Raw genomic sequence first — 17,259 nt, forward strand, 5'->3', positions numbered from 1 at the left:
ACAATACTCACTCAGCCAAATCCTCAGAACCACTAAAATCAGCTCAGATATCTGCCATGCATCAGCCCTGATATTTTGCCGCCTGGGCCCTGATAAGCTCCTCATCAGCAAAATAATTAATCTTCATGGCATCCTTCACATCCTGCAAGGTTGCCTCTGCCACCTGGCGAGCCCTGTCGCTGTCGGCCCTGAGAATATCATAGACAGCGGCAATATCCTTCTCATACTCCTTGCGGCGGGCGCGGATCGGCTCCAGCTCCGCCTGCATGATGCTGTTCAGGAACCGCTTAATCTTCACATCACCCAGGCCGCCACGGGTATAATGCTCCTTCAGCTCATCCAGGTTCTTATACTCAGGCAGATACTTGACAAAATCCTCCTCCTTGCTGAAGGCATCCAGATAAGTAAACACCGTATTGCCCTCCAGATGGCCCGGGTCGGAAACCTTGATATGAGTAGGGTCAGTGTACATGTTCATAATCTTCTGCTGCACGGTCTTTTCATCATCGGAAAGGTAAATGCAGTTGCCCAGGGACTTGCTCATCTTCGCTTTGCCGTCAGTACCCGGCAGGCGGCGGCAGATATCATTGTCCGGCAGCATGATATCCGGCTCCACCAGAGCCTCGCAGTTGTAAATCCTGTTGAAGCTGCGCACGATTTCCTTGGTCTGCTCCAGCATCGGCAGCTGGTCCTCCCCTACCGGCACCAGCGTAGCCTTGAAGGCAGTAATATCCGCCGCCTGGCTGATAGGATAGCAGAAAAAGCCCACCGGGATGCTGCCGCCGAAGCCACGCATCTGGATTTCGGATTTTACGGTCGGATTGCGCTGCACCCTGGCCACTGTCACCAGATTCATGTAGTAGAAAGAAAGCTCCGTCAGCTGCGGCACCATGGACTGAATAAACAGGGTGGACTTGGCAGGGTCCAGTCCCACGGACAAATAATCCAGGGCAACCTCGATAATATTCTGACGCACCTTCTCAGGATTGTCAAAGTTATCCGTAAGAGCCTGGGCATCTGCAATCATGATGTAAATTTCATCAAATTCACCGGAATTCTGCAGCTCCACCCGGCGCTTCAAAGAACCCACATAATGACCTACATGGAGCTTGCCGGTAGGCCTGTCACCTGTCAGAATAATCTTCTTCATCTCTCAAAATCCTCCCACTGCACAGGCAATGCATAAGAGCCCGTGCACATTTATGCAAATTATTTTTTGGCAAAGCCGCCAATCACAGAAAAACGCCGATAATGCTATTGAATATTCCCAATATCACCCGCTGCAAAGGAATCAATATCCCTGTCAGCACCGGCGTCATCATCATGGCAATCAAGATAATAAAGCTGTAGCGTTCCAGTGACATCAGCTTGTAGGCATACCTGCCCGGCAAAAACACCATCAGCACCTTGGAGCCATCCAAAGGCGGCAGGGGCAGCATGTTGAAAATCGCAAAGTTGATGTTGTACAGAACCATCAATGACAGCACCAGCCGCACCCCATCAGAAAAAATCCCTGCCTTAAACAAAAGAGCCATAGCTATCAGGGACAGGAACGCCACCACCAGGTTGGAAACAGGCCCTGCCAGCGCCACCAGCAGCTCCCCCTTTTTCCAGTCCTTAAAGTTGCGTGCATTATACATGACCGGCTTCGCCCAGCCAAAATGAGCTATCAGGAGCATCACCAGCCCTATAGGGTCAATGTGTGCCTTGGGATTCAGCGTCAGCCGCCCCATCATGCGCGGGGTAAAATCCCCCATGGCATCCGCCACCCTGGCATGGGCGTATTCATGCACCACCAGGGCAATCAGAAGCCCCGGCAGGCCGCCAATAATACTCATCAGAGAAAAATCAAACATAAAATCCTCCCTACTAATGTCCCTCCCGGCTTATCTGCCCTGCGAATCCTGCAAATCACGCAGAAGCAGCACCGCCGTAACGGACTTGGCATCACAGATTTCCCCTGACCTGATTTTTGCCATGGCCTCATCCATGGTCAGGGTGCAGACATTGATAAACTCGTCCTCATCAGGATGCTGCCTGCCTGCTGTCAGCCCCTCTGCCGCGTAAATATAGATAAACTCGTTGGAAAAGCCCACCGTGGTAGCCAGCTTGGTGAGGAAAGTGTATTTCTCAGCCTGGTAGCCCGTTTCCTCCGAAAGCTCACGCCTTGCGCAGTCCAGCGGATCCTCACCCTCGGCATCCAGCTTGCCAGCCGGAATCTCCAGTGTTACCTGCTGAATAGGATAGCGGTACTGGCGCACAAAAATCAGCCTGCCCTCAGGTGTAACCGGCACCACAGCCGATGCCCCCGGGTGCTTTATCCACTCCCGATAGGCAATATTGCCATTTGGCAGCCGGACGGTGTCCTTTTTTACATGCAGCAGATTGCCGTCAAAAACATCTTCGCTGCTTACCTTCTCCTCGATTAAATCAGCATCCTTGCCCATATTTTTATCCAACTCCCAATCCTTAGCCATGTTTTCTGTACCCCTCTTTTTTTATCTTTGCATAGGCAATCATTTCCCGGGCATTATCCAGGGATGCCGAGGAAACGTTGGCACCTGATGCCATTCTCGCAATCTCGTTGATGCGCTCCCCCTCAGACAGGGAACGGACCTCCGTAGATGTCTGGTTATCAGCCACATGCTTGCTGATGTAGAGATGATTGTCCGCCATGCAGGCAATCTGCGGCAGGTGGGTAATGCAGAGCACCTGCTTGCCGGCTGCCGCCATGGCAATTCGCTCCGCTACCATCTGGGCAGTCTTGCCGCCGATACCCGTATCAATCTCATCAAAGACCATGCTGGCAGGGGAAGTGTCCCTGCTGGCAGTAACCGTCTTGATAGCCAGGGCAATACGGGAAAGCTCGCCGCCTGATGCCACCTTCTGGATAGGCTTCGGCTCCTGCCCCGGATTGGCGGAGAACAATATCTCCAGCCTGTCACCGCCTGATGCCCCAAGAGACTCCGACGGCTGCACGTCAATCACAAAACGGGCATCCGGCATACCAAGGGCAGTGAGATGCCCCTCAATAGCATCGGACAAATCCCCTGCCGCTGCCCGGCGAAGCTCCGTCACCCTGCCGGCCGCCTTCCGTGCCGCTTCCCGTGCTCCGTTCACAGCTTCCTGCAGCCTGGCAATATCCTCATCATAATTTTCAATATCCGCCAGTTCCTGCTGACATTTATCATAATACGCCAAAATATCCCCGATGGTGGCACCATACTTCCGGCGCAGCTTGTCAATGACATCCATGCGGCTCTGCAGCCTGTCCAGAAGCCTAGGGTCAAACTCCATGGACTCCGCATAATCCCGCACCTCATAGCCAGCTTCCTTCACCTGAATGGCAGCCTCCCCCAGCACCCTGATGACTTCCTCCAGAGCATCATCAAAGCGGCTCAGTGCCTTTAGGCTCTCCACTGCTTCCTCCAGGCCGCTGACTACGCCTATGCCGTTATTGCCGCCACCATACAGGAGGCCGCATGCCTCCCCGGCATAACGGGAAATCTTTTCCGCATTGGACAGCTTGTTGATCTGCCGCTGCAGCTCCTCATCCTCGTTTTCCTGCAGCTGGGCGGCTTCTATCTCCTGAATCTGCCAGCGCAGCATATCCAGCCGCTGCTCATAATCACGGGAGGCATTTTCCTTTTCCGAAAGCTTTCCTTCCGCTTCCTTCAGAGCCTTGTACAATTCCCTGTACTCAGCCAGCGCACTTCCTAGCTCCCGGCCATAGCCATCCACCAGCTGAAACTGATTCTCCTGCTTCAAAAGGGACAGGTTCTCGTTCTGCCCGTGCACGTCCACCAGCAGGCCGCCCAGATTTTTCAGCACAGCCAGGGTTGTATGGCAGCCGTTAATCAGGATGCTGCCCCTGCCGCTGCTGGTAATCTGCCGCGTAATAATCAGCTCGTTCTCTGCCGTATCAATGGCATTTTCCTCCAAAAACGCCACCACATTGGGCTGATCCTCCAAGGAAAAAACAGCCTCCACACGAAGCCATTCCCTGCCATGCCGGATAAGCTCCGTGGAAAGGCGATTACCCAGCATAGCTCCCAAAGCATCTATCAGGATGGACTTGCCGGCACCTGTCTCGCCAGTCAGGATATTCAGGCCCTTATCAAATTCTATCTGAATATGCTCCAGGAGAGCAAAATTCCATACCGTAAGCGTGTTTAGCATTATAATCCTCTATTCTTCCATCCCTCAGACCGGGCAGCCCATGGACATCTCCCGCATTTTTGCCACAATGCCACGGGACTTCTCCTTGTCCTTCAGAACCGCCAAAACAGTATCGTCACCTGCCACCGTGCCTATGATTTCCGGCCACTGGGCATTGTCCAGGGCAAAAGCCACGGCAGCACCGGCGCCGGGCTGAGTCCTGATCACAATGATATTCTCACTGGCTTCCACCTTCAGCACAGAATCCTGAAATGCCTTCTGCATCTTAGACTCAGAATGCACCTGCTTCACATCCACCGGGAAAGAATAGCGGTATTTGCCGTGCCCATAAGGTATTTTCACCAGGTGCAGCTCCTTGATATCCCGGGAAACCGTTGCCTGGGTAACCTCGATTTTCTGCTCCTTCAGGGCAGCCGCCAGCTCCTCCTGGGTTTCTATAATCTGTGCCTCAATAATTGCCTTTATCTTTGCCTGCCTATAATTCTTCAATGTCCTCACCCCTCTATAAATTGCGCCAAAGCTTGTTTTTTAATGTATAATAATAATTCCTGTCCTCAAACTTGATAATCTTGGCAGGATCTTTCGCCTTGCGTATCGTAACCTCATCACCCGGCAGCAGCGGATAGCTTTCCTGCCCGTCCAGGGTTATCTGAATATCCTGATGCACCGCCGCTATGTGAATGCGCACCTTATCCTCATCCGGAATCACCATTGGCCGCACCTCCAGCGTATGAGGGCAGATAGGCGCTATCAGCAGTGACTTCACCGCCGGATTGATAATCGGCCCTCCTGCCGACAAGGAGTATGCCGTGGAGCCGGTAGCCGTGGAGATGATTACCCCGTCCGCCTTGTAGTCCGTCAGGCGGCATCCGGCAACGCTCAGGCCCAGATGCAGCATCCTGGCCACGCCCCCCTTGCAGATAACCACGTCATTGAGGGCATGCCCCAGAAAACGCTTCTGGCCGCGGCTGTAATGGGAGCTGGAAATAACCGTCCGCTCCTCAATATAATACTGATTGTTCAAAAGCTTGCCCAGGCGACTTTCCAGCTCCGGCACCTCAATATCTGCCAGAAAGCCCACATTGCCGATATTGATGCCGCAGCAGGGAATATTCTTGGCGTAGAGCTGCCTGCACACCCCCAGCAGGGTGCCATCACCGCCAATGCTGAGCCCTATGTCCACATTCTGTTTCCCAATCCCCTGTACTCCCAGTTCCGGGTATCCGCAGAGCCTGGCGGTAGCCTCCGGCATCATCAGCCGTACCTCCTTGTCTGCGAAAAAATCCACAATGCGCTTTAGCACCCCGGCTGACTCAGGCTTATCTATATTTGGAAAAATTGCTATTGTCTTCATCATTGCACACCTCAAAGGGCACATCCCATAAAATACATTGCATAAAATACATTTCACACCCCAAAATAATGACTACAAATAATGACTACAAATAATGTACTGCCATTAATGTACTGCCATCACTTATCCAGTGCCCCATGGGCCTGGCTGACCACGGATACCACCAGCTCATCAGGAACGCCATCCGTGGCAGAAGCCCCCTTGGCCAGCCAGACCAGATACTCGATGTTGCCCTCCGGCCCCTTCACCGGGGAATAGGTCAAGGCCTTGGGGGTAAGCTCCATCTGCCGTGCCAGTGCCAGCACACGGAAAATCACTTCCTCATGCACAGAAGGCTCCCTTACGACCCCCTTCTTGCCAACCTTTTCCCGGCCTGCCTCGAACTGGGGTTTGATAAGGGCTACAATCTCCCCCTCCGGCTGCAGCATCTCCCTGACAGCAGGCAGCACCTTTTCCAGGGAAATAAAAGCCACATCAATAGATGCCAGGTCCACGGGCTGCCCCAGCTGCTCAGGCGTTACATTCCTCACATTGGTGCGCTCCATGTTGACAACACGCTCATCGGTGCGCAGGCTCCATGCCAGCTGCCCGTAGCCCACATCAATGGCAAACACCTTCACCGCGCCATTTTGCAGCATGCAGTCCGTAAAGCCGCCGGTAGAGGCACCGATATCAGCCGCCACCTTGCCCTGCAGGGAAACGCCGAACTCCCTGATGGCCTTTTCCAGCTTCAGGCCGCCCCTGCTCACATAGGGCAGGGTATTGCCCAGCACCCTGATCTCCGCCTCCGGCTTGACCATGGTGCCTGCCTTGTCCACCTTCTGGCCATCCACCAGCACCAGGCCTGCCATGATAGTCGTCTTCGCCCGTTCCCTGCTCTGCACCAGATTGCGCTTTACCAGCAGGGAATCCAGTCTTTCCTTTGCCATTACATCATACCACCAATATCATCAATTGCCATTGTTTACTACTCACAAGGTTTTATTGATATCATCAGCTGCCATTACCTGCCGCTGCCGATGTTATCAATTATCCTGTCCGCTATCTGCTGCGGCATCAGGCCGCATTTTTCCAGAAGCTGAGGACAGGAGCCATGCTCAATAAATTTATCCTCAATGCCAAAGCGCAGCACCCTGCACTTTTTCCCTGCATCTGCCATAAATTCCAGCACAGCGGAGCCAAATCCCCCTGCCAGGGCATTTTCCTCCAGCGTAACCATAAGCTCCGGCTGTCTCTCCAGAAGCCAGCCCAGCATATCAGCATCCAGCGGCTTGACAAAGCGCATATTCACTACCGTAGCCTTGATATTCGCCATGTTCAGAAGCCGTGCCGCTTCCACCGCCTGCTTGACCATGCTGCCCACAGCCAGGAGCACCACGCCCCTGCCGTCACCGGACAAAAGCTCCGCCTTGCCGATTTCCAGCTGCCTGAAGCCATCAGACAATGCCGCACCGGTAGCAGAGCCGCGCGGATAGCGCACCGCCGCAGGGCCATTATACTTCACAGCAGTGTAGAGCATATCCCTAAGCTCGTTCTCATCCTTCGGCGCCATCACTACCATACCAGGAATGTGGCGCAGGTAGGAATAGTCAAATACGCCGTGATGAGTCGGCCCGTCCGCCCCTACCAGCCCTGCCCTGTCCAGGCAAAGGGTAACAGGCAGCTTCTGCAGGCACACATCATGCACAATCTGGTCATAGGCCCGCTGGGCAAAGGTAGAGTAGAGTGCCACCACCGGGTGCGCCCCGGCAGCCGCCATGCCTGCCGCCATGGTCACTGCATGCTCCTCGGCGATGCCCACATCAAAGAAACGCTCCGGGAACTGGCGGGCGAAAGCCTTCAGCCCGGTGCCTGACGGCATGGCAGCCGTAACCGCTACCATGCTGTGATTGTCATAGCCCAGCTCCAGCATGGTACGGCTGAAAATCTCCGTATAGGAAGGCGGAGCCGCCGGATTCTTGATTGGCTCCCCTGTAGCCTTGTTGAACTTGCTGATGCCATGGAATTTGTCCGGCTCATCCTCGGCAGGCATGTAGCCCCTGCCCTTTTTGGTGCGCACATGTACCAGCACCGGCCCCTCAATATTGGCAATCTGGCGGAAAACTGACTGCATGGCCTCTATGTTGTGCCCGTCAATAGGCCCTATGTAGCTAAAGCCCATTTCCTCAAAGAGCCCACCCGGCGTGATGGCAGCCTTGACGCCATCCTTCAGGTACTCTGCAGTCTTCAGCACCGTATCCCCGATATGAGGAATATTCCTGATGAAGCCCTCAATATCCTTCTTTGCCCTGGCATACTGAGGCGCCAGCTTGATGCGGGACAGGTACTCGGACATAGCGCCCACATTCCTGTCAATGGACATCTCGTTATCGTTGAGGATAACTATCAGCCTCTTGCCCAGGTCACCGGCATAATTCAGCCCTTCGTAGGCCTCGCCGCCGGTCAGTGCCCCATCGCCGATAATTGCCACCACGTTATAGTCCTTGCCTTCCAGGTCACGGACTATGGTCATGCCAAGAGCCGCCGAAATGGAAGTGCTGGCATGGCCTGTGCCAAAGGCATCAAACCGTGACTCCGACCGCTTGGGAAACCCTGTAATCCCGTTCAAGGTACGAAGTGTGGCAAAATTCTCCCTGCGCCCTGTCAGAATCTTGTGGGCATACGCCTGATGCCCCACATCCCAGACAAATTTATCCCGCTCCGGGTTGAATACGCTATAAAGTGCCAAGGTCAGGTCAACTGTCCCCAGGCTGGGTGCCAGATGGCCGCCATTTTTGGCACAGGTATCAATAATCATGCGGCGCAGCTCCGCCGCCAGGGACTGCAAATGGGAAATAGACAGCTTCTGTACATCAGCCGGGTGTTTTATACTATCTAAAATCTGTTCCACGCCAATCTCCCCTTTTACTTATTCCGCTCCAAGAGCATCTTCACCAGGTCACGGAGGAATTTTGCCTCATCGCCAAAGATTTCCAGTGCTTCCAGGGCCTGCTGCACAGTATCCGCTGCCAGCTTCTTCGCCTCATCCAATGAGGTCAGGGTAACATAAGTGGATTTCTCGTTGCGCTCATCGCTGCCTACAGGCTTGCCGATAACTGCCTCATCCCCCACCACATCCAGAATATCATCCGTAATCTGGAAAGCCAGCCCGAAGCAGTCAGCATAGGTGGTAAGGGCTGCCAGCTGCGCCTCGGAAGCCCCTCCCAGGATAGCACCGCTGCGAATGGCGGCACGGAACAGCGCCCCGGTCTTGCCCATGTGCATTTTGCGCAGCTCCTCCATGGAAATCCGCTTTCCCTCGGACAGCATGTCAATAACCTGGCCGCCTACCATGCCGTTAGGCCCGGCAGCTATGCTCATCTCCCTCAGCACTTCCAGAAGCACCTGGGCAGGCACCCCCTGCTGCCTGAGAATGACCTCAAAAGCCTGGGTCAGCAGGGCATCACCTGCCAGAATGGCAAGGGCCTCGCCAAAGACCTTGTGATTGGTCAGCTTGCCCCTGCGGTAGTCGTCATTGTCCATGGCAGGCAAATCGTCATGAATCAGGGAATAGGTATGGATCATCTCTATGCCGCAGGCAGCCTGCACAAAATCCGTTCCCCTTGCGCCCACTGCATCCGCGGCTGCCATCACCAGGATTGGCCGCAGCCTCTTGCCGCCAGCCATCAGGCTGTACTCCATAGACTCCGCCAGACGAGGAACCAAAGCCGTTTCCGCCCCCAGCTCCTTTAGCAAAGCTGCCTCTATCAGCTTTATTCTCTCGTTCCACTGTGTCTTGTCCATTGCCTTTCCCCCTAAATATCATTAAACAGAAATTATCTGTTATCTATATCTATTCCATTACTTGTTAACTATTACTTATTAGCCGTCATTTGTTATGCTTATCAGCCATTACTTATTGTCGATTATAAGCTCCTGCTCCGTTACACTGCCGTCCCCATTTTCCGCCAGCAGTATATCCATCTGTTCCTCTGCTTTCTTGAGGGCTTCCAGGCATTTGCCTGACAATTCCATGCCCCTGGTATAATCAGCCATGATTTCCTCCAAAGGAGCCTCACCGCCTTCCAGGCGGCTGACTATCTTCTCCAGCTCCTGCAAATTTTCCTCAAACGAGGCTGCTTTCTTCCGTGGCATAATCATACCTCCTCAATTTGGGTGACACATGCCTCCAATGATCCGTCTGCCACCCTTATCTTCACCACATCATCTACGCTTACTTTCCCTATGCTTGACACCACAGTGCCATCCTGCCGCTGCACCAGGCCGTAGCCCCGGCGCAGCACTCCTGCCGGATTCACCAGCTCCAGCTTGTCTATCAGATGAGAGATGCGCTGCCTGCGGTTTTTGATTTCACTGGCTGCAGCAGCTATCAGTCTCTCCCGGAGCATATCCGCTCCCTGCTGCCGCTGTGCCAGCATCAGCTTCGGCTGCCTGAACACCTGCCGCCCCATCAGGTCCTCAATGCGCCTGTAGCGGCTGTCAAAAAAATTCCTTGCGCTGATGGTCATGCGGCGCTCAAGCCCTGCAAGGTACCTGGCCAGCTCACCGGCATCCCGCACAGCGAACTCCGCCGCCTGGGAAGGGGTAGCCGCCCGCCTGTCCGCCACAAAATCAGCCAGAGTAAAATCCGTCTCGTGCCCCACGGCAGAAATCACGGGAATCCGGGAGCGATAGATAGCACGTACCACGATTTCCTCGTTAAAGGACCACAAATCCTCCATGGAGCCGCCGCCCCTGCCCACAATCAGCACATCCACCGGATATTTCTCGTTAAAAAAATCCACAGCCGCCGCAATCTGCTCCGCCGAGCCTGCCCCCTGCACCTGCACGGGCCTCAGCACCAGCTGGATGCCGGGAAACCGCAGCTTGGATACCCGGAAGATATCACGCAGCACCGCCCCTGTAGGCGAGGTCACTATGCCAATCCGCTTCGGGTACAATGGCAGCGGCTGCTTGTGAGCCTCATCAAAGAGACCTTCCCCGGCAAGCCGTGCCTTCAGCTGCTCAAAGGCCGCCGCCAGATCGCCTATGCCGTCAGGCACCATGCTGCTGACATACAGCTGGTACTTGCCGCCCTCGGCATAGACATTCACGCTGCCTGCGGCAATCACCTGCATGCCGTCCTGCGGCTGGAACCTCATCCTGGCAGCATTGCCCCGGAACATGACACAGGGAATAATCCCCCCCTTGTCCTTCAGGTTGAAATAGCAATGGCCGGAGCTATACCGCTTGAAATTGGAAATCTCACCCGTCACTGCCACATTCCGCAGGGCATGATCACCGCCTATTAAGTTTGCCAGATATCTTGTCAGCTCGCTGACTGTCACAGTCCCTGCCATAACCTCTCCCCTTGCACACAAAATGGGCTGCACCAGAAACAGGCAGCCCGGCTCTTACTTACGCAGCACAGCACCCAAAATGCCGTTGACAAAACGGCTGGAATCATCCGTGCCAAACTTCTTGGCAAGCTCCACCGCTTCATTAATAATAATATTCGGCGTAACCTTTTCTTCCCTGAACTTCAGCTCAAAAACTGCCATACGGGTGATATTTCTGTCCACACCTGCCATGCGTGAAAGCTTCCATTCCTTGGAGGCAGAGGAAATCAGCCCGTCAATCTCCGGCAGGCTGTCCATGGTGCCATTCACCAGCTCCTCCACGAACTGCCTGTCACGGGAGCCCAGGTGCCCCTCCATCTCAGCAGCCGCCGCATCTATCACAGCCAGCCTTGCTTCCTGCTGCTTTTCCTTCTCCGCCTCCTGGCACTGATTAAAATCCAGCTGGAACAAAGCCTGCAGTGCCAGCTCACGAGCCTGTCTTCTACTCATATCTGCAAAATCCTCTTTCTACACTCTTAACTCTATCTTACATTCAACTCTATCTTAATATTCAACTTTATCTCATATCCAACAATCCGGCATCAGCCTGCCATTCAGCGCAATCTGTGAATATCCTTAGGTATGCAATCCTTGATGTTCTGCCAGGTATCGCCTTCCCTGTCCACATTCATGCCCACAAAAAGGCCGACAGTACCCAAAAACAGAATAAAAAGCATATTCCAGAAGCCAAAAACCAGTATGCATATGCCCAGCAAAACACCTGCCAGGCCACCTGCGCACTTACCGGGATGCTCCTGCCACAGCCGCTGCAAAAACAGTGCCGCACTTTCCTTCATATCAAAATCCATCTTCAAACTCACCGCCTGTTACCCGATACGGCGTTTCTAAACTAATATACCTCGTTGCCGATATACCTCATTGCCGCCAGTGCTTTCCTCAGGGCTGTTACCTGATGCGGCGCTTCTTGACCGCTACGCCGCTGGCAATGCCCTGCACGGAAACAGCCAGCTCCACGTTGTCTATGCCTGCCGCCTGAGTCACATACCTGCCCACCTGAGTACGGACATCATCGGAAATGGCTGCAATGCCTCTTTCCTGGCCTATCTCGAGGCGTATATCCAGCTTCAGGAAATCACCCTCGTCCTTGCGCCGCTCCACCAGGGCCTTTGCCTTCGCCATGCGCACGCCATGCACGCTGGCAGAGAGCCTCTCAGCCATATCACGTATAGCAGCCAGGGAAACATTCACCTGCCCCGTAGCGCCCTGCACCACCAGCAGCTCCTTGGCATTTATCTCCTTGCTCCTGCTGCCGGAAAGGCTGCACAAAAGCAGATGAACGCTAACCAGCAGGAATACGCCTGCCACCGCCCCCGTCTGCCATTGATTGGCCAGGTAGTCGTACTCATTGAGCACCACACGCTCAGGAACGATGTGCAGGCAAAGAGCCACAATGCCTGCACACAGAACCCCGAAGAACAGTGTGTACACAAATAACAGGCTACGATTTAATATTCCCATTATTCAACACCTTTTCTGTTCTTAACGCACACGAACTTCTTCTTCACGAGCCTCCGTCTCAGGGAAGCCGACCCCCTGGACATGGACATTTACCTCCACCACGGAAAGGCCGGTCATGGACTCAATAGCGTTCTTGACCTTCTCCTGCACGGTCAGTGCCACATCCGGGATGCGCACGCCGAACTTCACGATGATGTACAGATCAACAGCAGCCTCGGTCTCTCCTACCTCAACCTTTACTCCCTTGGCAAGATTCTTCTTGCCGAGAATCTCCGCAATGCCGCCAACCAGTCCGCCGCTCATGCCGGCAATGCCCTCTACCTCCGTAGCAGCCATGCCTGCAATGATACTTACCACCTCGTCAGCAATACGGACAGAGCCAATGCCCTCATCCAATTTAATAGTATCGTTTGCCATAGAAAAAACCTCCTCGCAACAAAAACAGGATTTACTATGTATATTTTACCAAACATATAAGCTTTATTCAAGCCTTTTTGAATAAAAATACACCTTAATTTAAATTATTCTACATCACACTGAAAAATCCCTGCAAAATCTACTAAAATAATGTGCAAAAAAGGGATTCTACCACAAAAAAGCAGCGAATCCCTTTCACTTTCATGTAGTATTAATTTCTCAAGGTTCAGTGCAGAACAAAATATTTTGCTGCTTATGCACGCTCGATGTAGTTGCCGGTACGGGTATCAATCCTCAGCACATCGCCCTCGTTGATGAACAGAGGCACACGGACTGCATAGCCGGTCTCCAGGGTAGCCATCTTGGTAGCACCAGTAGCGGTGTTGCCCTTTACGCTTGGCTCACACTCGGTAACAGCCAGGTCAACGGAGTTTGGCAGGGTAATGCCGATTACGCGGCCCTTGAAGGACTGGATAGCAACTTCCATGTTTTCCTTCAGATAGTTCAGGGCGTCACCCAGCTGCTCCTTGTTCAGCTCCATCTGCTCATAAGTCTCATTGTCCATGAAGGTGTACATGCCGTCAGCCTCGTAGAGATAAGCCATACGGGCAGTATCAAGACGGGCAGCAGGCATCTTCTCATTCGGGTTGAAGGTACGCTCAACAACAGCGCCGGTCTCGACGTTCTTAATCTTGGTACGAACGAAAGCTGCACCCTTGCCCGGCTTTACATGCTGGAACTCGACAACCTGCCATACGCCGTTGTCAATCTCAATAGTCAGGCCAGTGCGGAAATCGGTACTTGTAATCATAAAATAAAACCTCCAAAAAATAAATTGCAAATAAATTATTGTGCCACGCAGCTCATACGCCCAGCTCAATCAATTCCTTCGGGCTGTGAGTCAAAATCTCGCAGCCGCCTTCCTTCACCACTACGGTATCCTCGATGCGGACACCGCCCCAGTCAGGAATATAGATGCCGGGCTCCACAGTCACCAGCATGTTCTCAGCCAGTGCCTCACAGGTGCTGGACGGTGAAAGGCGCGGTTCCTCGTGGATTTCCAGGCCGACGCTGTGCCCCAGGCCGTGGCCAAAATACCTGCCATAGCCTGCCTCGGCAATCTGCTGCCTTACCAGCCTGTCCACCTCCTTGCCGGATGCTCCCGGCTGAACCAGGCTTACCCCCAGCTCCTGAGCCTTCAGCACGGTGCTGTACACATGGCGCTGCTTTTCGTCAGCCCTGCCCATGCAAACAGTGCGTGTCATATCTGAATGATACCCCTTATACACAGCACCGTAGTCCATTGTAACAAATTCTCCGACATTTATCAACTTTTCTGTTGCAGTTCCATGAGGAAGGCTGCCTCTTTTTCCCGAAGCAACGATTGTATCAAAGGACGGGCGCTGGGAACCCTTCTGCCGCATACAGTTTTCCAGGGCAGCTGCCACATCCAGCTCCGAAATCCCCGGGCGGATATAGGTCAGGATATATTCAAATGCCTCGTCGCCAATCTCCATGGCACGGCGGATGCAGGCCAGCTCCTCCTGTGACTTGACCTGCCGCAGGCTGTCCAGGCTGACAGAATGAGTGAAATCCACATCATGAAGCTGCCCGGCAATCTTCCTGTGCCAGTCATAGCAGAGGCTGCCTCCCTCGAAGCCCACCCGTGACAAGCCATCTTCGTTGATGACTTCAGCCACGCGCTTAAGAAGCCCCTTTTCCTGCTTCTTCACCTTAAAATCCGGGGCTTCCCTGGCCGCCTGCTCCACATAACGAAAATCCGTCACCAGCTGTGCCGTATTCATGCCGATTACCAGCATGGAATCATCACCGGTAAAGCCGCTGAAATAATGCAGGTTTTCCAGCTTGCTGACCACCACGCCATCCAGCTCCTGCTCACGCAGGTACTCCCTCAAACCTATCAATCTATCCTTGTACATGAAAATACGCCTCTTTGTACACTATAACACTAAATAACACTAATTTTATCCTTTGCCGTTATTTATGCCCTTGCCTTGAGCTTTCTGATGGCTGTATACATGGCAGCGGCATAGCTGTCAGTGCCAAAGCCCAGAATCTGCCCCATGGCCACCGGCGCAATCACCGACTTGTGGCGGAACTCCTCCCTTGTGTGCACATTGGAAATATGCACCTCTATCACAGGCACCGCCACGGAAGCGATAGCATCCCGCAGGGCAATGCTGTAGTGAGTAAAGGCACCGGCATTGAGAATGATGAAATCCGTGCCATTCAATGGTGCCTGCTGGATTTTGTCAATCAGTGCCCCCTCATGGTTGGACTGGAAAAACTCCGTCTCCACCCCGGCCTCTGCCGCCTGGGCCTCCAGCATGGCGTTAATATCCGCCAATGTCGTGCTGCCATAAATCTCCGGCTCACGGGTACCCAGCATGTTGAGGTTCGGCCCGTGCATAACAAGAATCTTGCTCATATCCTTCTCTCCTCCCCCAAAATATCATATATCCCGGCGCAGAATGGCATAAGGCTCCACCGGCTGCGCCATCCTGATTTTCACAATCTGCTGCGGATGAGGCGCCACCTCAATAGGCTCCCCCTCATCATTGTACATCTCGGACAATACCTGGCGGAACCCGGCCAGCTTCGGCTGGAAAACCTCTATCTCCTGCCCTATTTTCATGTTGTTCCGCTGCTCCACAGTGGCAAAGCCTGTCTTTTCATCATATTCCAGCACCAGCCCCACAAAATCCGAGGTCTGGATATAGCTGGAAGTGCCGTAAATCTGATCCTTTTCCGTCGGGCGGCCATAATAAAAGCCGGTAGTATAAGCACGATGTGACACCTTGTCCAGCTCCTCCAGCCATTCTTTCTTTACGGCAAAGCCCTCAGGGTTTTCAAAGTAGCTGTCGATTGCCTCCCGATATGCCTTCACCACGCTGGCCGCATAGTGGACGCTTTTCATGCGCCCCTCTATCTTCAGGCTGTCCACGCCGCTCTCAATCACATCCGGCAGATAAGGCAGCAGGCACATGTCCTTGGAGTTGAAAATATATGTCCCCCGCTCATCCTCCAGCACAGGGAAATACTGCCCCGGCCTCTTTTCCTCCATAAGGGCATAATTCCAGCGGCAAGGCTGGGCGCAGCTGCCCCGGTTGGCATCCCGGCCGGTCAGATAGTTGCTCATCAGGCAGCGGCCGGAATAAGAAATGCACATGGCCCCATGGACGAACATCTCCAGCTCCACAGAGCATTTGCTGCGGATTTCCTTTACTTCCTTCAGGGACATCTCACGGGCCAGCACCACCCGGTCAGCCCCCATATCCGCCCAGGCATTTACTGCCGCCCAGTTGGTGTTGTTGGCCTGGGTGCTGATGTGCAGCTCCACATCCGGTGCAAACTGCTTCGCCAGGGTAAATACCCCCAGATCCGCCACCAGGAGGCCATCCACCCGGATGCTGTTCAGATAGCCCAGGTAATCAGGCAGGGCTTCTATATCGCTGTTATGAGGAAAGATATTCACCGTCACATATACCTTCTTGCCAAGATTGTGGGCAAAAGCAACTGCCTCCCCCAGCTCCTCCCGTGAAAAATTTCCCCCGAAAGCACGCAGCCCGAAGGCCTTGCCTCCCAGATAAACGGCATCAGCACCGTACAAAAGAGCCATCTTGAGTTTTTCCATATTGCCAGCCGGAGCCAAAAGCTCAGGTTTCTTCATCTATCTATACCTCCAACTTACTGCCAATCCATCGCCATCTTCGTGGATTTCCGTCCTGAATTCATCATTTTCCGTTACCATGCCGATGTACTCCCGCAGCCTCTTTACGATAGTGCGGAAACGCCTCGGCACCGGCTCACTGCCACGCACATAGCCGCGAAACAGCACATTGTCGGCAATCACAACCCCATCCTCCGCCAAAAGAGGATACACCTTGCGGAAATAATCCGGGTACTGCCCCTTGGCCGCATCAATGAACACCAAGTCAAACCGGCCGGACTGCCTCAGGATATTTTCCCCGGCATCTCCCCGGACGATAGTTATCTGCCCGGCAAATCTGCTCCTTTTGATAAAGCCTTCCGCCTCATCCGCCCGCTCATCACTCAGCTCCAGCGTCACAATCTCCACGTCATCAGCCCCATTGGCCGCAATATACAGGGTTGAATAGCCGATGGCCGTGCCTATTTCCAGCACCCGGCGGGGCCTTTTCTGCGCCACAGTTTCCGTCAGCACATGCAGCCCCTTTGCATTGATAATGGGCACATGGTTTGCCTCGCCGTATTCCTTCATCTCCGCCAGCAGAACGGCCAAATCCTTATCGTACTTATCGTACTTATCGTCTTTATTTACCTTATCTGCCTTATATTTCTTATCTGATTCATATTCTTTATCGTCTTTAACGTCGCTTTTCACTCTATCCTCGCTTGTCTATATCCAGCCACTATCTGACCAGCTTGCCTTTTTATGCCAGCCTTATTTCA

At 53.6% G+C, this 17,259-nt stretch carries 20 protein-coding genes; all 20 read right to left on the reverse strand.

Going from position 1 to position 17,259, the window contains the following annotated elements:
- Positions 1-61 precede the first annotated feature (61 nt).
- A complete protein-coding gene (gene trpS / locus FYJ84_RS09065; protein WP_154407288.1) occupies positions 62-1,150 on the reverse strand; it encodes a tryptophan--tRNA ligase in 1,089 nt (362 codons plus the stop codon).
- 82 nt (positions 1,151-1,232) lie between these two features.
- Positions 1,233-1,856: a site-2 protease family protein gene (locus FYJ84_RS09070; protein WP_154407289.1), complete on the reverse strand. Its 624-nt coding sequence runs from the start codon at positions 1,854-1,856 to the stop codon at positions 1,233-1,235.
- Positions 1,857-1,886: 30 nt separating this feature from the next.
- On the reverse strand, positions 1,887-2,477 hold the full coding sequence (locus FYJ84_RS09075) for an NUDIX domain-containing protein (RefSeq protein WP_154407290.1): 591 nt from the start codon (positions 2,475-2,477) through the stop codon (positions 1,887-1,889).
- Complete coding sequence (gene recN, locus FYJ84_RS09080; RefSeq protein WP_154407291.1) at positions 2,470-4,179, reverse strand: DNA repair protein RecN; 1,710 nt, start codon at positions 4,177-4,179, stop codon at positions 2,470-2,472. Before recN ends, FYJ84_RS09075 begins: the two co-directional genes overlap by 8 nt.
- A 24-nt stretch (positions 4,180-4,203) precedes the next feature.
- Positions 4,204-4,668, reverse strand: coding sequence for an arginine repressor (gene argR, locus FYJ84_RS09085; protein WP_154407292.1), 465 nt, complete (start codon positions 4,666-4,668; stop codon positions 4,204-4,206).
- Positions 4,669-4,681: 13 nt separating this feature from the next.
- A complete protein-coding gene (locus tag FYJ84_RS09090) occupies positions 4,682-5,536 on the reverse strand; it encodes an NAD(+)/NADH kinase (protein WP_328596363.1) in 855 nt (284 codons plus the stop codon).
- A 116-nt stretch (positions 5,537-5,652) separates the two neighbouring features.
- Complete coding sequence (locus FYJ84_RS09095; protein WP_154407293.1) at positions 5,653-6,462, reverse strand: TlyA family RNA methyltransferase; 810 nt, start codon at positions 6,460-6,462, stop codon at positions 5,653-5,655.
- Between the two features lie 74 nt (positions 6,463-6,536).
- Complete coding sequence (gene dxs, locus FYJ84_RS09100) at positions 6,537-8,423, reverse strand: 1-deoxy-D-xylulose-5-phosphate synthase (protein WP_328596364.1); 1,887 nt, start codon at positions 8,421-8,423, stop codon at positions 6,537-6,539.
- A 14-nt stretch (positions 8,424-8,437) separates the two neighbouring features.
- Positions 8,438-9,316, reverse strand: a complete 879-nt coding sequence (locus FYJ84_RS09105; RefSeq protein ID WP_154407294.1) for a polyprenyl synthetase family protein — start codon at positions 9,314-9,316, stop codon at positions 8,438-8,440.
- Positions 9,317-9,424: 108 nt separating this feature from the next.
- On the reverse strand, positions 9,425-9,667 hold the full coding sequence (gene xseB, locus FYJ84_RS09110; RefSeq protein WP_154407295.1) for an exodeoxyribonuclease VII small subunit: 243 nt from the start codon (positions 9,665-9,667) through the stop codon (positions 9,425-9,427).
- Between the two features lie 2 nt (positions 9,668-9,669).
- Positions 9,670-10,872 carry an exodeoxyribonuclease VII large subunit gene (gene xseA / locus FYJ84_RS09115; RefSeq protein WP_154407296.1) on the reverse strand — a complete coding sequence of 401 codons (1,203 nt, stop codon included), beginning with the start codon at positions 10,870-10,872 and terminating at the stop codon, positions 9,670-9,672.
- A gap of 54 nt (positions 10,873-10,926) precedes the next feature.
- Entirely contained in the window at positions 10,927-11,361 is a 435-nt protein-coding gene (nusB, locus tag FYJ84_RS09120) for a transcription antitermination factor NusB (RefSeq protein WP_154407297.1), read from the reverse strand.
- Positions 11,362-11,465: 104 nt separating this feature from the next.
- Positions 11,466-11,720: a DUF2273 domain-containing protein gene (locus tag FYJ84_RS09125; protein ID WP_235901413.1), complete on the reverse strand. Its 255-nt coding sequence runs from the start codon at positions 11,718-11,720 to the stop codon at positions 11,466-11,468.
- Positions 11,721-11,817: 97 nt separating this feature from the next.
- Positions 11,818-12,390: an alkaline shock response membrane anchor protein AmaP gene (gene amaP, locus FYJ84_RS09130; RefSeq protein WP_154407298.1), complete on the reverse strand. Its 573-nt coding sequence runs from the start codon at positions 12,388-12,390 to the stop codon at positions 11,818-11,820.
- 21 nt (positions 12,391-12,411) lie between these two features.
- Positions 12,412-12,807 (reverse strand): Asp23/Gls24 family envelope stress response protein, encoded by a 396-nt coding sequence (locus tag FYJ84_RS09135; protein ID WP_154407299.1) that lies wholly within the window; start codon positions 12,805-12,807, stop codon positions 12,412-12,414.
- Positions 12,808-13,060: 253 nt separating this feature from the next.
- Complete coding sequence (gene efp, locus FYJ84_RS09140; RefSeq protein WP_154407300.1) at positions 13,061-13,618, reverse strand: elongation factor P; 558 nt, start codon at positions 13,616-13,618, stop codon at positions 13,061-13,063.
- Between the two features lie 52 nt (positions 13,619-13,670).
- Positions 13,671-14,747: a M24 family metallopeptidase gene (locus tag FYJ84_RS09145; protein WP_154407301.1), complete on the reverse strand. Its 1,077-nt coding sequence runs from the start codon at positions 14,745-14,747 to the stop codon at positions 13,671-13,673.
- A gap of 62 nt (positions 14,748-14,809) precedes the next feature.
- Positions 14,810-15,256 carry a type II 3-dehydroquinate dehydratase gene (gene aroQ / locus FYJ84_RS09150; protein ID WP_154407302.1) on the reverse strand — a complete coding sequence of 149 codons (447 nt, stop codon included), beginning with the start codon at positions 15,254-15,256 and terminating at the stop codon, positions 14,810-14,812.
- A gap of 24 nt (positions 15,257-15,280) precedes the next feature.
- Positions 15,281-16,498 (reverse strand): peptidase U32 family protein, encoded by a 1,218-nt coding sequence (locus FYJ84_RS09155; RefSeq protein ID WP_154407303.1) that lies wholly within the window; start codon positions 16,496-16,498, stop codon positions 15,281-15,283.
- A complete protein-coding gene (locus FYJ84_RS09160; RefSeq protein WP_328596365.1) occupies positions 16,499-17,191 on the reverse strand; it encodes an O-methyltransferase in 693 nt (230 codons plus the stop codon).
- Between the last annotated feature and the right edge of the window lie 68 nt (positions 17,192-17,259).

Source organism: Anaerovibrio slackiae, assembly GCF_009695585.1.
In the GTDB taxonomy this organism is placed as follows: domain Bacteria; phylum Bacillota; class Negativicutes; order Selenomonadales; family Selenomonadaceae; genus Anaerovibrio; species Anaerovibrio slackiae.